The sequence below is a fragment of the Microlunatus sagamiharensis genome, assembly GCF_900105785.1.
GTDB classification, from domain to species: Bacteria; Actinomycetota; Actinomycetes; order Propionibacteriales; family Propionibacteriaceae; genus Microlunatus; species Microlunatus sagamiharensis.
Genome location: NZ_LT629799.1, coordinates 387,400 through 401,844 on the forward strand (window position 1 = coordinate 387,400; position 14,445 = coordinate 401,844).

At 72.9% G+C, this 14,445-nt stretch carries 16 protein-coding genes; 4 read left to right on the top strand and 12 right to left on the bottom strand.

The genetic code is table 11. From position 1 onward, the window contains the following. The first annotated feature begins 28 nt into the window (after positions 1-28). From BLU42_RS01700 to BLU42_RS01710, 3 genes are read left to right on the top strand one after another with little or no spacing between them, the layout of a single operon-like run. A complete protein-coding gene (locus BLU42_RS01700; protein WP_091072827.1) occupies positions 29-1,408 on the top strand; it encodes an MFS transporter in 1,380 nt (459 codons plus the stop codon). A 36-nt stretch (positions 1,409-1,444) separates the two neighbouring features. After that, positions 1,445-2,791 carry a serine hydrolase domain-containing protein gene (locus tag BLU42_RS01705; RefSeq protein ID WP_091072829.1) on the top strand — a complete coding sequence of 449 codons (1,347 nt, stop codon included), beginning with the start codon at positions 1,445-1,447 and terminating at the stop codon, positions 2,789-2,791. 12 nt (positions 2,792-2,803) lie between these two features. Next, positions 2,804-3,223 carry a hypothetical protein gene (locus tag BLU42_RS01710; protein ID WP_091072831.1) on the top strand — a complete coding sequence of 140 codons (420 nt, stop codon included), beginning with the start codon at positions 2,804-2,806 and terminating at the stop codon, positions 3,221-3,223. A 3-nt stretch (positions 3,224-3,226) separates the two neighbouring features. On the opposite strand, the gene BLU42_RS01715 is transcribed toward BLU42_RS01710, so the two are convergent. From BLU42_RS01715 to BLU42_RS01735, 5 genes are all read right to left on the bottom strand, one after another. Continuing rightward, the gene (locus BLU42_RS01715) at positions 3,227-4,273 is read right to left on the bottom strand and encodes an SGNH/GDSL hydrolase family protein (protein ID WP_091072833.1); all 1,047 of its coding nucleotides are present in this window, start codon (positions 4,271-4,273) and stop codon (positions 3,227-3,229) included. Between the two features lie 87 nt (positions 4,274-4,360). Further along, on the bottom strand, positions 4,361-5,281 hold the full coding sequence (locus BLU42_RS01720; protein WP_231918395.1) for a quinone oxidoreductase family protein: 921 nt from the start codon (positions 5,279-5,281) through the stop codon (positions 4,361-4,363). Between the two features lie 58 nt (positions 5,282-5,339). After that, positions 5,340-5,591: a helix-turn-helix domain-containing protein gene (locus BLU42_RS01725; RefSeq protein ID WP_091072836.1), complete on the bottom strand. Its 252-nt coding sequence runs from the start codon at positions 5,589-5,591 to the stop codon at positions 5,340-5,342. Between the two features lie 20 nt (positions 5,592-5,611). Then, a complete protein-coding gene (locus tag BLU42_RS01730; protein ID WP_091072838.1) occupies positions 5,612-6,307 on the bottom strand; it encodes an SDR family NAD(P)-dependent oxidoreductase in 696 nt (231 codons plus the stop codon). Continuing rightward, positions 6,304-7,197 (bottom strand): NAD(P)H-binding protein, encoded by an 894-nt coding sequence (locus BLU42_RS01735; protein ID WP_091072841.1) that lies wholly within the window; start codon positions 7,195-7,197, stop codon positions 6,304-6,306. The genes BLU42_RS01730 and BLU42_RS01735 overlap by 4 nt, the downstream gene beginning before the upstream one ends. A gap of 62 nt (positions 7,198-7,259) precedes the next feature. Here BLU42_RS01735 and BLU42_RS01740 point away from each other — a divergent pair, with 62 nt between their 5' ends. After that, on the top strand, positions 7,260-7,868 hold the full coding sequence (locus tag BLU42_RS01740; RefSeq protein WP_157719718.1) for a TetR/AcrR family transcriptional regulator: 609 nt from the start codon (positions 7,260-7,262) through the stop codon (positions 7,866-7,868). 16 nt (positions 7,869-7,884) lie between these two features. Here the strand turns inward: BLU42_RS01740 and BLU42_RS01745 are convergent, their stop codons facing one another. The 7 genes from BLU42_RS01745 to BLU42_RS01775 form a co-directional block, all read right to left on the bottom strand. Next, positions 7,885-8,817, bottom strand: a complete 933-nt coding sequence (locus tag BLU42_RS01745; protein WP_091072845.1) for an oxidoreductase — start codon at positions 8,815-8,817, stop codon at positions 7,885-7,887. Between the two features lie 24 nt (positions 8,818-8,841). Then, positions 8,842-9,240, bottom strand: coding sequence for a DoxX family protein (locus tag BLU42_RS01750; protein WP_091072848.1), 399 nt, complete (start codon positions 9,238-9,240; stop codon positions 8,842-8,844). A gap of 94 nt (positions 9,241-9,334) precedes the next feature. Beyond that, complete coding sequence (locus tag BLU42_RS01755) at positions 9,335-9,958, bottom strand: tRNA-specific adenosine deaminase (RefSeq protein ID WP_197680575.1); 624 nt, start codon at positions 9,956-9,958, stop codon at positions 9,335-9,337. 54 nt (positions 9,959-10,012) lie between these two features. Beyond that, complete coding sequence (locus tag BLU42_RS01760) at positions 10,013-10,945, bottom strand: hypothetical protein (protein ID WP_091072851.1); 933 nt, start codon at positions 10,943-10,945, stop codon at positions 10,013-10,015. 60 nt (positions 10,946-11,005) lie between these two features. Beyond that, on the bottom strand, positions 11,006-11,944 hold the full coding sequence (locus BLU42_RS01765) for an acetamidase/formamidase family protein (protein ID WP_091072854.1): 939 nt from the start codon (positions 11,942-11,944) through the stop codon (positions 11,006-11,008). Beyond that, positions 11,941-13,368, bottom strand: a complete 1,428-nt coding sequence (locus tag BLU42_RS01770; protein ID WP_091072857.1) for an APC family permease — start codon at positions 13,366-13,368, stop codon at positions 11,941-11,943. The genes BLU42_RS01765 and BLU42_RS01770 overlap by 4 nt, the downstream gene beginning before the upstream one ends. Before the next feature lie 89 nt (positions 13,369-13,457). Further along, positions 13,458-14,369, bottom strand: coding sequence for a proline iminopeptidase-family hydrolase (locus tag BLU42_RS01775; RefSeq protein ID WP_197680576.1), 912 nt, complete (start codon positions 14,367-14,369; stop codon positions 13,458-13,460). Positions 14,370-14,445 lie beyond the last annotated feature (76 nt).

The window sequence follows — 14,445 nt, forward strand, 5'->3', positions numbered from 1 at the left end:
CATCGACCACTCCGCCTCGAGGAGACGCATGTCCACCACGAAAGCCGATCGCGGCACGACCGGGACCGTCGAGCTCTCCGCAATCGAGAGCGACACCGTCAGCCGCGTCTCCCGCCGGCTGATGCCGCTGATCATCGTGCTGTTCCTGGTCGCCTACCTCGACCGGTCCAACATCTCGGTCGCGTCGTTGACCATGAACGCCGACATCGGCCTCACCGCGACCGCGTACGGGCTCGGGGCCGGGCTGTTCTACGTCACCTACATCCTCGTCGAGGTCCCGAGCAACGTCGCGCTGGAGCGCTTCGGCGCCCGCGTCTGGATCGCCCGGATCATGATCACCTGGGGGATCGTCGCGGGGTGCATGGCCCTCGTCGTCGGCTTCAAGTCCTTCGCCCTCGTCCGGCTGCTGCTCGGCGCGGCTGAGGCGGGCTTCACGCCGGGGATCATCTTCTACCTCTCGCTGTGGTTCCCCGCCCGGCACCGCGCGCGGGCGACCGCGCAGTTCTACGTCGGGTCCGCGCTGGCCACGACGATCGGCGCCCCGATCAGCGGGGCCTTCCTCAAGCTCGACGGGGTGGGCGGGATCGCCGGCTGGAAGTGGCTCTTCGTCCTCGAGGCGGTCCCGGCCGTGGTGCTCGCGTTCGTCGTGCTCAAGCGCTTCACCGACTCCCCGAAGGACGCCGCCTGGCTCCCCGAGGAGAACCGCACCTGGCTGGTCAAGGCGCTGGCGACCGAGCGCCGGGCGCTGGAGTCGCAGCGGACCTTCACCGTGCGGCAGGCGCTGACCAACCCCGGCATCCTGCTGCTGGCGCTCTTCCTCTTCCTCTACTCGTTCAACAGCATCGGGCTGACGCTGTGGATGCCCCAGGTGATCAAGGGGACCTTCGGCAGCCCGGGCAACTTCACGACGGCGCTGCTCACCGCGGTCCCGTACGCGCTCGCGGTCGTCTTCATGCTCCTCGTCGGCCGGAGCGTCGCCAAGCGCGGCCGCACCCACCTGCACATGGCGGTCCCGATGGCGGCCTCGGGCATCCTGCTCGCGCTGAGCGTGGCGGCGGGGCCGACGTTCGCCGGCTTCGCGCTGCTGGCGCTGTCGACCGGCGTGGCCTGGTCGGCGATCCCCGCGCTGTGGCAGAGCGCGACGTCGTTCACCACGGGCGTCGCCGCGGCCGCCGGGGTCGCCTTGATCAACGCGCTGGCCAACGTGGCGGGGCTGACCGTGACTCCGCTGATCGGTCGGGTCAAGGACGCCACCGGCGGCTTCTCCGCCTCGCTGCTGATCATCGCCGCTGCGATGCTCGCGGCCGCGGTCGTGGCGCTGCTGTCGCGCCGGGCGACCTCGCCCGGTTCGCTGGCCGAGCAGGTGCAGCGCGAGGCGCGCACGGACCTGCCGCAGCAGTCCCGGTGACCGTGCTCGTCCAGGGGCGGTTCTAGGGTCGGCCTGGTGAGCGAACCTCTCCAGGAGTCCACCCGCCGCGACCTGCGGCGCCTCGTCGTCGAGCGCCAGCGGGACGGGCGCGTGCCCGGTGTGTTCGCGGGCGTCGTCCGCGGTGGCGGGCTGACCTGGTCGACCGGCGTGGGCGCCCGGCACCTCGACGAGCCGGACGTCGCGCCCGGGCCGGACGACCAGTTCCTCATCGCGTCGAACACGAAGACCTTCACCGCGGTGCTGATCATGCGGCTGCGGGACGAGGGCCACCTGTCGCTCGACGACCCGCTGGGCCGCTTCTTCCCGGAGTCGGTGCACGGCGCCATCACGATCCGGCAGGCCCTGGCCCACGCCTCCGGGATGCAGCGCGAACCCGTCGGCGACGTCTGGGAGACCCTGCAGAACCCGGACGTCGAGACGCTCGTGCGCGAGTTCGAGGAGGCCGAGCGGGTGCACCCGCCGCACCGGCTCTGGCACTACTCCAACCTCGTCTACTCGATGCTCGGCGAGGTGGTGGCCCGCGTCGACGGCCGGCCGTGGGCGGAGTCGCTGCGCGCCCGGATCCTCGACCCGCTGGGGATGCGGCGTACGACGGTGGGTTTCGACGGCGCGCACGCGCAGGGCTACTACGTCTCCCCCTACACCGACGTGCCGGTCCCCGAGCCCGTCCTCGACCTGCGGGGGATGGTGCCGTGCGGCGGCCTGGCCAGCACGGGCGAGGACCTAGCGCGCTGGTCGGCGTTCGTCGCCGACCCGACCGAGGAGGTGCTGGCGCCGGACACGCTCGAGGAGATGTGCGTCCCGCAGATCATGATCGACGCCGACGGCTGGACGTCGGCGATGGGCCTCGGCTTCTTCCTGCAGCGCGTCAACGGGCGGACGTACGTCGGGCACACCGGCGGGATGCCCGGCCACGTGACGGCGCTGTTCACCGACCGGGAGGCGAGGACCGGCGGGGTGGTGCTGACCAGCAGCAGCACGCCGCCCGACATCGCTGGCTGGGCGATCGCGCTCGCCGACCACGTCACCGAGCACGACCCGGTCGAGCTCGAGCCGTGGCGCCCGGGCACGTCCGTGCCGCCGGAGCTCGTGCCGCTGCTCGGCCGCTGGTACACCGAGGGCTCGCCGTTCGACTTCTCGGTCCGTGAGGGCCGGCTCGAGGCGCGCTCGCCGCAGGCGCCGAAGGACAAGCCGCCGTCGGTGTTCGAGCCGGTCGGCGAGGACCTCTACCGCACGGTCTCCGGCCGCGAGGCCGGCGAGCTGCTGCGGGTCGGCCGCGACGCGACGGGCGCGGTGCGCAAGCTCAACTGGGCGACCTACCTCGCCACCCGCCAACCGCTCGCCTTCGGTCAGCAGGCCTGAGGCCGGAACCCGGTGCCGGCCCCGGACCGCGGCCGCGTACGCCGTGCGGCAGTCCTCGGCGTCGCCGTGCTGCTCACCGTCGTCGCGTACGGACTGGCGCTGGCGGTCACCGGCTTCCTGGCCTGCGGCGTCTCGGGGTGCGGCGGGGGAGGGTTCGGTCCGGCCTTCTCGCCGGGGGAGGCGCAGGTCGGGCTCCTCGTGAGCGGGCTGGTGCTCGTGCCGGTCGTCGTGTGGCTGCTCCGGCGGCACGGCCGGCTGGTCCGGCTGGGCGCGGGCGTCGGGACCGTGGTCCTCGGCGCCCTCCTCGCGATGGCGCTCCTCGACCTGGGCCCGGACGGCTGCCCCTCCCGGCAGGAGCGGGCGACCGCCGGGCCGGAGGCGTTCGAGCCCGGCTCGGCGACGTGCAGCGGGGACCGCAACGCGGTCCGCTGAGACCTACCGCTGCCGGAACGCCTTCGCCTGCGCGGTCGCGTACCGCCGGTCCGCCCGGTCGATGCTCGTCCGGCTGTCGAGGTCGACTCCCGCTCGCCGCGCGGCCCGCTCGACCGTGGGGCTCGTGAGGTCCGGGCGCCGGAACGTCTCGGGCCGGATCGCGCGGTCCCCGGCGGCATACCGGCGCTGCTGGCTCGCGAGCCGCTCGGCCGAGATGGTCGCGCTCGTCACGCGGAGCGCCGAGGCCGACGAGGTCCCGCCGAGGCGGGCGCCGACCAGGGGTGCGTAGCCGGACGCGTGACCGGTGCGGTTCGGGTGGTAGGACTCCGAGGTCGGGCTGGACAGGCCGTTGAGCCACTCGGCGTCGTCGCAGACGGCGTGCCCGGCGAAGGCCGGCGCCGGGTTGGCGAACGTGAAGCCCGCCCGGCTCGCCGCCGTGGACAGCACCGCGTCGAGCTGGTCGGCGGTGGCGTTGAGCCGGGTCTCCTCGGTGGGCGAGAACCAGGTGAAGGCGTTGCAGTCCTCGCCGTTGAAGAGGCGCGGGTAGCCCGCGACGACGACGCGGGCGTGCGGCGCCTTGGCCCTGATCTGGCCGAAGAGGGTGCTCAGCCGGCCGGGCACCTGGTTGGCGACGATGCCCTGCGCGCGGACGACGGCGCCGTTGCAGCTGCTGGCCCAGGCGGGCAGCGCGCAGGTCGTGAGCACGTCGGTGAAGCCGGCGTCGTTGCCGCCGACGGTGACGCTGACGTACGCGGTCGAGGTGCTCAGCGCGCTCAGCTGGAGGCTGGAGACGTCGGCGATCGTCGCGCCGGAGCAGGCCCGGAGGTTGAGCGCGTAGCCCCGGCTGCCGGCGACGAGTGCGGGGTAGCCGTAGACCGAGCGCTGGCAACTGGTGCCGTCGCTGACGTAGCTGCGGGTCCCGACGCCTGAGGCGTACGAGTCGCCGAGCGCGACGTAGCCGGGACTTGCCGCGTGGGCGGGGGTGGCGGCGAGGCTGAGGAGGACTGCGGCGGACGCGGCGCCCGCGACCGCTCGAAGGGGAGTGCGCACGGGGGATGCCTCCTCGGGCCGGCCCTCGTCGGCCGACCGGCGGAACGTACCCCGTCCGCCGCGGGCTCGGCTAGAGCCGCGCCACCGTCACGGGACCAGCGCGAGCTTGCCGCCGGGGTGACCAGTCCGCAGCAGGGCGAGGGCCTCGCGGGCCTGGTCGAGCGGGAACGTCCGCGCGACCGGGACGACGAGCTCGCCGCGTCCGGCCATGGCGACCAGGTCGCCCCGGACCCGGTCGCGGTACTCCGCGCTCGCGGGCATGGCCCCGCCGATCGCCCGGATCCCGGCCTGCTGCACCCGCGCGAACGCGGCGATGGTGACGATCCGGGACCGGTCGTCGACGAGCTGCAGCGAGACGTCGACGGCCTCGTCGGTGCCCACGCAGTCGAGGGCGGCGGCGACCCCGTCCGGCGCCGCCTCCCGGACGCGGTCGGCGAGCCCCGAGCCGTAGACGACCGGGATCCCGCCGAACTGCGCGACCACGTCCTGGTTGGCCCGGCTCGCAGTGCCGACCACCCGCACCCCGAGTGCGCGGGCCTGCTGCAGGACGCTCACGCCGACCGCGCCCGAGGCGCCGTGGACGAGGACCGTGTCGCCCTCGCGCACCCCGGTCACGTGCAGCATCTCGGCGGCGGTGCAGCCGGCGAGGAGGAGGTTCGCGGCCTCGCGGAAGCTGAGCGCGTCGGGCTTGGCGAAGACGTCCTTCGCGGGCACGGTCACCGCGGTCGCGTAGCCGCCGCCGATCCGGAAGGCGAGGACGGCGTCGCCGACCGAGGCCGGGCCGGAGCCGATCTCGGTGTCCTCGCCGACCGCGGTCAGGACGCCGGCGACCTCGAACCCGATCGGGTGGGGCAGCGCGTCCGGGTTCGTGCCCTGCAGGATGCGCTTGTAGTCGGCCGGGTTCACGCCGGCGGCGCGGACCTCGATCGTCACCTCGCCCGGTCCGGGTGCGGGAGGCTCGTGCTCCTGCAGCTCGAGCCCGTTCAGGTCGCCGTATCGGGTCGCCACCCATCGCTCCGCCATGAGGTTCATTGAACGCCCGGTCGCGGGCTCCGCGTCCAACGCCTCAGTCATCCTCGAGCTCCAGCGCGTCGTGCAGGGCGTCGAGGTGCCCGAGGGTCTTGACCACGGTCAGGAAAGTGCCCAGCCCGACCCCCGGGTCGCCGCCCTCGACGCGGCGCACCGTCGCGCGGCTGAGGTTGGAGCGCTCGGCGAGCTGGTCGACGCTCAGGTCCTGCTGCTCGCGCAGCGCGGCGAGCTGCGCGCCGAGCTGGGCGGCAGCACGACCCGTACGGACGGGTCGGGGTCGGGACGCCACGGCACGACCCTACGGGCCCGTCACCAGGGGACGGTCTGCCCGAAGCGGTCGAGGAAGTGCAGCCCGCCGCGCCCGGCCACGCTCACCAGCGTGCCCACGACGTCGGGCACGGCCTCCTCGATGGTCAGAGGAGCGCCCGGGCCGCCGAGGTCGGTCTGGATGTGGCCCGGGTTGAGCAGCAGGAACGTGCGCGGGTCGTCGGCGTGCCGGGCGACGTGGGAGCGCATCAGCTGGTTGAGCGCGGACTTGCTCGCCCGGTAGACGTCGTGGCCGCCGTTGCTGTTGAGCGCGATGCTGCCCTGGCTCGACGACATCACCGCGACGGTCCCGGACTCCGCGACGAGGTCGCCGAGCACCCCGACGGCGACCATCGGTCCCCAGGCGTTGGTGAGCATGACCTCGGTGAAGGACTCCGGCGTCACGTCGGACCCGGGGACGTCGCCCTGGGTGATCGCGCCGTTGACGAGCACGAGGTCGAGCGGGCGGCCGTCCAGCCGGCGCCGGAGCGCGACCAGGCTGCCGCGGTCGGTCAGGTCCGCCGTCTCGACCTCGACGCGACCGGCGCTGCGGTCGGCGAGGTCGTGCAGGGCCGTCCGTCCCGGGCGGCGGACGGTTCCCACCACGTCCCAGCCCCGGTGCACGAGCTCCTCGACGACGGCGAGGCCGATGGTGCGGCTGGCCCCGAGGACGAGCGCGGTGGGGCGGTGGTCGGTCATGCCATCTCCTCGATCATCGGGCGGAGCACCTCGGTGGCCCACTGTCGCAGCGTCGTGGGTGTCGTGTTCTTCGGCGTGCGGGTGACGGCGGTGTCCAGGCCGCGCTCCTTGGCCAGGTCCATGTCGACCAGGGCCTGCGCGACCGCGGGGGACATGCCGTAGCGCTGGTAGGTCTGCACGTCGGCGGCGCGGTCGCCGCGCTCGTAACGGACCGGCCGGGCGAGGACCTCGCTCAGGACGGCGGCGACGTCGTCGGCCGACAGGTCCTCCGGGCCGAGGAGGTCGACGGTGTCCTGGCCGTTCCAGGTGTCGTCGAGCAGCAGGCGGGCCGCGGCGTCGCCGATGTCGCGTGTGGCGACCATCGGCGCCTCGAGGTCGGCCGGCTGGGTGCCGGTGAGGACGCCGGCGGCGAGCGAGCGCGCCTGGCGCTCGAGGTTGTCGATGAACGTCGGGTTCGCCAGCACGCGGACGTGCGCGCCGGTGCTGCGGAAGAGGTCGTCCATGGCGAGCGACGCCGAGACGTGCCCGGCGTAGAGGCCGGTGCCCCGTCCGAGCGCGGACACCGTGACCACCCGCGGCACCCCGTGCCGCACGACCGCCTCGGCGCCGGGGATGCTCGCGGTCACGTAGGTGTCGTAGATGCTGGGTGCCGTCGGGTCGGCCGGCATCAGCCAGAACAGGGCGTCGGCGCCGGCCAGCGCCTGGTCGACGACAGCGGCGTCGCGGTGGGAGCCCTCGACGACCTCGACGCGCTCACGCACCTCGGCGGGAAGCTTGGCGGGGTCGCGGACGACGACGCGGACCTGTGGGCCGACACCGGCGTCGTGGTCGAGGAGCTGGGCGAGGACACGGCCACCGATGTGGCCGGTGGCGGAGGAGAGGACGATCATGGGTCACTCCTGGTCGAGGTACTAAGTAAACTCGACTGTACCGTTTACTGCAGGGAGTGTCGATGGCTCGCCGTGGCGACGTGCTCCACGAGCACATCCTCGACGTGGCCAAGCAGGTCTTCCTCGAGCTCGGCTACGAGCGCGCGTCGATGGACGTCGTCGCGACCCGCGCCGCGACGTCGAAGCGCTCGCTCTACGCGCACTTCCCGACCAAGGAGGCGCTGTTCGGCGCCTGCATCGAGCGGCTGCACACGCTCTTCGAGGGGCGGCTCTCCGTCCCGTCGCACTACGCCGACGAACCGTTCGAGGCCGTCGTGCGCTACTGCGCGCGCTTCCGCCAGCTGCTCGCGTACGCGCCGATCGTCCGGATCTGCCGGATGGGCGTCACCGAGGCCGAGCGCCTGCCCGACGCCTCGGCCGCGCTCTACGCGTCGTACGTGGGCGTCGCCGTGAGCGCGCTGGCCGCGCACCTCGTCCAGCGCTGCGAGGTCCCGGAGGAGGAGGTGACGACCCGGGCCGAACGGCTGGTGGGTGCGACGGTCTTCGGCTTCTGGAGCCGCGCGCTCTTCGGTCTGGAGGTGCTGCGCGACGACATGCCCGACGCCGCCGCGCTCGCCGCGGACGTCGACCTCGACGTCGTGCGCACGGTGGTGCGCGCCGAGCTCGGCTGAACCGCGACCCGCGGCGTCAGCGGGGGAGGTCGTACGTGACGCCGGTGAGCTCCTCGCTCACGTCCCACAGGCGGCGGCCGACGACGGCGTCGCGCGCCCGGGCGTTCATGCCGACGCGGACCGGGTTGCCGCGGCTCTCGGTCGGGCTGTCGGGGCCGAAGTAGTCGCCCGGCACCACGTCGGGCATCGTCGCGGCGTAGAGGCTGGGCCACGCGCCGGCGGCGGCCGGCTGGCCGATCAGCGAGCTCGCGCGCTTGGCGAACGTCGCGAGCGGTCCGCTGCGTCCGGCGAAGCCGGTGAAGAGCTCGGTGTCCGAGCCCCCGGGGTGCGCCGCGGCGGCCGCCACCGTCGAACCCGCCCGGTTGAGCCGGCGGACCAGCTCGCGGATGAAGAGCAGGTTGGCCAGCTTGCTCTGCCCGTACGCGAGCCAGCGCTGGTAGCGCCCCTCGGACTGCAGGTCGTCGAAGTCGATGCGCCCCATCCGGTGGCCGAGGCTCGACACCGAGACGACGCGGGCCGCGTCCGCACTGCGCAGGGCGGGCAGCAGGAGGCCGGTGAGCGCGAAGTGGCCGAGGTGGTTGGTCCCGAGCTGGCTCTCGAAGCCGTCGGCGGTCCGGGAGTAGGGCGTGGCCATGATCCCGGCGTTGTTGACCAGGATGTCCAGCGGGCCCTGCCAGCTCTCGGCGAAGCGGCGCACCGAGGACAGGTCGGAGAGGTCGAGGATCGCCAGGTCCGCGGTGCCGGCACCGTCGCCGAGCTGGGCCCGGACCTTCTCGACGGCGGCGCGACCGCGCTCCTCGTTGCGGCAGGCCAGCGTCGTGTACGCGCCGTGGCGGGCGAGCTCGAGGGCCGTGTGGAGGCCGAGCCCGCTGTTGGCGCCGGTGACCACGGCGCGCAGCCCGATCAGGTCGGGGATGTCGTCCGCGGTCCAGCCGTTCGAGGTGCTCACACGTCGAGCGTAGTGAGCCCCGCCTCAGGAGCCGGTGGGCGTGAGCGAACCGTGGAGGAGCGGCTTGCGGCCCGCCCAGGCGACGAGGCCGGCGAGGACCAGCAGCAGGAGCGGGAGCCAGGGCGACGCACCGAGGACGGTGAGGTTCGTCGCGGTCGCGCCGACCATGAGCAGCGCGAGGCCGACGGCGGCGAGCGGGCTCGTCCGCGGCACCAGGACCCCGACCGCGCCCAGGACCTCGAGCGCGCCGACGGCGTACCGGAGCCACTGCCCGGCGCCGATGTCGGCGAACATCGTCACCATGGCGGGTTCGCCGACGAGCTTGCTCACTCCGGCGCCCAGGAAGACCAGCGCCAGCAGCGCGCGGCCCAGCCAGGTGAGCACGGTGACGACGCGGCGGCGGGGTCGCGGTTCGCTGGGCATGGCGCCTCCTTGTTCGGCTGAGGAGGGAGACCGCTGCGGGGGCCTGAACTCATTGCCCTTCGACAGGCTCAGGGATCGTGGTCGGGGGCCGAGGTCAGGAGGCGTCGGGCGCGCCGGCCCGGGCGTTGTAGACCGTCGCACCGGTGCTGGCGACGTGGTCGGCGTACGCCTGCCAGGTGGCGACGGCCTCGCGGCGCAGAACGTCGGTCGTCACGTCGATGCCGCGGGCGCGGAACTGGTCGCGCCAGTCGAGGACCATGGGGCCCTCGTCGAAGCCGGTGAGCTGCTCGAGCTCGGTCCCGTCCCCGGCGACGACGAGGGAGCGGACGCCCGACCACAGCGTGGCGCCGTAGCACTGGACGCAGGGGCGCCAGTTGACGACGAGCTCGTGCGCGGGCAGGCCCTCGGCCCCGAGGTCCCACGACCCGAGGCGCGCCTGGGCCAGGCCCAGCGCGGTGACCTCGGCGTGGCCCGACGAGATGCCGCAGCCGAGGACGACGTTGACGCCGACGGAGACGACCCGGCCGGAGTCGCGCTCGACGACGACCGCGGCGAAGGGTCCGCCGCCGCCCTCGAGGAAGTTCCGTCCGGCGAGGCGGTGCACCAGCCGCATCCGGTCCTCGAGGTTCGGGAGCACCTCGGGGACGTCGGCGACCTCGTCGGCCACCCAGGCCGGCAGCTCGATGCGGTACCCGGTCGTCAGCGTCTGCGCGTCCACGGGCGTCACGCTACGGATGCCGTGCAACGCTCGCGTTTCGCCGGAGGGCGTGGGTCAGCCGCGGTCGTCCAGGTCGAAGGCGCGCACGGACTCGCGCCCGAGCATGATCGAGATCGTGCCCTCCTCGATCCGGGTGAGCTGGTGCCAGCCCTCGTCGTCGACGAGGTAGACGTGCGGGCTGAGCGGGCCGGCGGAGGAGGAGTGCGCGGCCTGGGTGACCTTGGCGATCTCGGCGATCGCCGGCAGCGTCTCGGCCCCCTCGACGACGCGGAGGACCAGGCGCTTGCGGTCTGGGACGGCGACGAGCACGCCGCGGCCCTGGTCGGACTCGCCGTTCAGGGCGAGCACCTCGGGGAGCACGGCCGCGAGGCTGGCGGTGTAGACCGAGTCGCCCTCGAGAACGTCGAAGCGGGGCATCGGGCTGTCCTCGCCCATGGCGTACCGGTCGATGTGCTCGGTCTCGAGCTGGCGGCGCAGGTTGCCGAGCCCGATGACCCACCAGCGGGCGAGTCCGCCGCGGCTCTCGTAGAAGGACTGCGCCACCGTCGCGACCCGCTCCGGGTAGTCGATGCACAGCACCAGGACCAGCCCGGGCGCGACCTCGCGGACGTCGGGGAAGATCTCGCGGAGCTCGGGGGCGTCCTGCGCGAGCCGGACGATGACCGAGCGGCGCAGGTGCTCGTCGCTCATCTCGTCCTCGCCGGCGGGCTCGAGCATGAGGTCGAGGTGGTGCCCGACCAACCGGGACCAGGCCCCGGCGTCCTCCGGCGCCACGGTCTTGGCCAGGTTGTGCAGGCCGAGCTGGTGGTCGGCGGTCACGACGTGGTCGGCGAACACCTCGCCCTCGAGCCCGCGTCGGCCGAGGTCGTCGCGGACGAGCTGGCGCAGGCGCGCGGCCTGCTCGACGTCCAGCGGCACCAGCGCGTCGTCGGCTGGGACCGGCTCGCGGGGCTCCCGCTTCTTCCTCCAGCGACCGAAGAGAGGCACCGCTCCACACTACGAGCCGTGCGGAAGGGGTGCCTCTCGTCGTGGTCGGTCGGTGCCGGGTCAGCGGCCCCCGGTGAGCAGGACGTCCTTGGCGATCCGGGCGAGGGTGACGGCGCCGACGGCACGGAAGGGGTGCAGCGGGTCCGGGTCGGAGGAGCCGGTGGGCCCGCCGAGCTCGGTGTGGCCGAGGGCGCTGAGCACGACGTACGCGTCCTCGCGGCTCCAGCCATGGTCTTGCGTCATGACCTCGTACAGCGACTCGTACGCCATGACGATCGAGTCCTGCACGGGGTCGCCGAGGCCGACGCAGACCCACTCGTCGCCGGTGTCGACCTGCGGCCCGCGGATCGTGCGGCCCTTGACCAGGTCGACCGACAGGGTCGCGGTGCCGGCGATCTCGATGGCCACGAACGTCGACTCCGCCCGCGCCATCACCGCGTGGAGGTCGCCGACGCTGAGCAGCGCGCCCGGGACCTGCACCGGCAGGTAGACCGTGCTGCCGACCTTCGCGTCGGTCAGGTCCATGTTGCCGCCGGTCGGGTAGGTCGGCATGACCGTCGACCCGTCGACGTCGGCGGGCGCGACGCCCAGGCAGCCGATCATCGGCGCCGCGGCGCAGTCGAGCGTGTCGGTCAGCTGCACCCGGCCGTCACGCACGGGGACGCGGCGGACGAAGAACTCCGGGCCCATGACCTCGGACAGAGCGCCGGCGCCCGGGATGGAGACCGACCAGCCCTGCTCGGCGACGTCGATCGCGTGGATGGTCACGGCGAGCACGTCGCCCGGCTCGGCGCCCTCGATGAACACCGGCCCGGTGACCGGGTTGATGGTGGCGGTGACCTTGGCGAGGTCGCCGAACTGCTCCATCTGGGCGTACGCGGCGTCGTCGGTCTCGAAGGTGATGCGGTCGCCCTGGCCGGGGGCGACCCGCAGCACCGGCTCGCGGGTGGGGCTGAAGGCGGCGACGCCGTGCTCGCGCCCGAGGAAGTGCTCGCTCATGCGCGGTCGGCCTCCAGGCTCGACCCGGACTCGGCGGTCGTGAAGGGGTCGGCGGCGTGCTCCTCGAGCACACCAGTGCCCTTGCGCGTGTAGTAGAGGAGCACGAGCGCCCCGACGCCGAGCCAGATGACGCCGCCGATCTTGGCGGAGGCGTCGGCGTTGTAGAGCACGAAGCCGATGATCAGGAAGCCGAGGATCGGCGAGACCCAGTGCAGGAAGACGTTCTTGCTGCGCCGCTTGACGGCGTAGTAGCCGATCACCGACACGTGCAGCAGCAGGAAGCTGGTCAGGGCTCCGAAGTTGACCAGCGTCGAGATCACGTCGATCTGGCCGACGAAGACGAGGCCGAGCACCAGGGTGAGGCCGGCGACCAGCAGGATCGCGCGCTGCGGCGCCTTGCTCTTGGGGTCGATGTGGGCCAGGAAGCGCGGCAGGCGGCCGTCGCGGCTCATCGAGAAGAGCAGGCGGGACGTGGCGCTCTGGGCGGCGACCGCGTTGGCGATGCCGACGGCGAGCGCGTTCATGGCCAGGAAGGCGACCATCCAGCCGCTGCCGCTGATCTGGCCGACGAGGCCGAAGAAGGCGTTGTTGGCCTCGTCCTCGCCGAACTCGGTGCGGCCCGGGACGAGCATCGCGGCGAGCCAGGTCTGGGTGACGAAGAAGATCGCGACCAGGACCAGGCCGCTGATCATGGCGATGCCGGCGGAGCGGCGACCGCCCTTGGCCTCCTCGCTCAGCGTGGCGATGCCGTCGAAGCCGAGGAAGCTCAGCACCGCGATCGACAGCGCCGCGGCGGCGAGCTGCGGGGTGAAGAGGTCGGCGTTGAAGAGCGGTGCGGTCGTGAACGCGGCGCCGTCGGTGCCACGGCTGATCGCCACGACCGCCATGATCACGAAGATCACCACGAAGACCAGCTCGGCGGCGAGGAAGAGCCGGTTGACGATCGCGGTGAAGGAGATGCCGACGTAGTTGACCGCGGTGTTGATCACGAGGAAGACGATGATCCACAGCGGCTTGGGCACGCCTGGGAAGATGCCCGACATCGACTCGGCGGCGAAGACGTAGAGCAGCGTCGGCACCAGCAGGTAGTCGAGCAGGATCGTCCAGCCGGCGAAGAAGCCGAGCACCGGGTGCAGCGCGCGCCCGACGTAGGAGTAGACCGAGCCGGCGATGGGGAAGGCCTTGCTCATCTGGGCGTACGACAGCGCGGTGAAGATCATCGCGACCAGCCCGATGATGTAGACCAGCGGGACCATGCCCTTGGCCTCGTTGAAGACGACGCCGAAGATCGCCCAGGGGGCGATCGGCACCATGAACACCAGGCCGTAGACGATCAGGTCGGTGGTGGAGAGCGTCCGGTTCAGCTCCTGCTTGTAGCCGAACTCGGCGAGCTCGGACGCGGGCGCGTCGGGCTGCTTGGGCATAGGGGTCCTTCGAGGCGTGGGGTGGGGCCCTTCGACAGGCTCAGGGCGCGTGGGTGGGGCTCAGGGGTGCTGCGGGGGAGCTGTCGTGTTCAGTCGTGCTCGCGGAGGAAGGCCCCGACGACCTCGGTGAAGGCCTCGGGCTCCTCGACGTGGGGCATGTGGCTGGAGGAGGGGAAGACGTGGCTGCGCACGTCGGGGATGCGCTCGACGAAGGGCTGCCACACGATCGGCTTGGCCTCGTCGTACGCGCCGGCGACGACCAGCGTCGGGACCCGGATGTCCTGCACGCGGTCGACGACCGACCACTCCTTGAGGGAGCCGATCACGTGGAACTCGCTCGGCCCGTTCATCGCGTGGTAGACGGTCGGGTCGTCGTCGATCTGGGCGAAGCTCGCGGTGACCTCGGGCGGGTTGGGCACCACGCGGCAGACGTGGCGGTCGTAGAAGACCTCCTCGGCGGCCTTGTACTCGGCCGAGTCGGTCGTGCCGGCCTCCTCGTGGGCGAGGAGGGTCGCCTGCACGTCGGCGGGGAGCTCGTCGCGCAGCTCGTTGGCGGCCTGCAGCCACAGCGGCATCGACGCCGGGCTGTCGCAGATCGACAGCGAGAGGATGCCGCTGTCGTCGGCGAGCACGACCTCCGGCCCGAGCATGCCGCCCCAGGACTGGCCGAGCAGGTGGAAGCGGTCGGCGATGCCGAGGTGCTCGACGACCGCGCGCAGCTCGGCGACGAAGAGCTCGACGGTCCAGAAGGAGGGGTCGGCGTCGGGCAGGTGGGTGCTGCGCCCGCAGCCGAGCTGGTCGTAGTGGACGACCGCGCGACCGTCGTCGGCGAGGGCGGTCATCGCCAGCGTGTAGTTGTGCGCGGCGCCGGGTCCGCCGTGCAGCACGACCAGCGGCGCGCGCTCCGACTGCGGGTCGATCGTGCCGGTCACGCGGTACCAGGTCTCGTGGCCGCGGAAGGGCACGGTCCCGGTCGTCACGCCGTCCTCCGGCGCCTCCACAGGCGTCGCTCCTACACTGCTCACGTCCGGCTCCCCTGAGAGTTCGATGATCGGCGACGGCAGTCAAACACGGTAA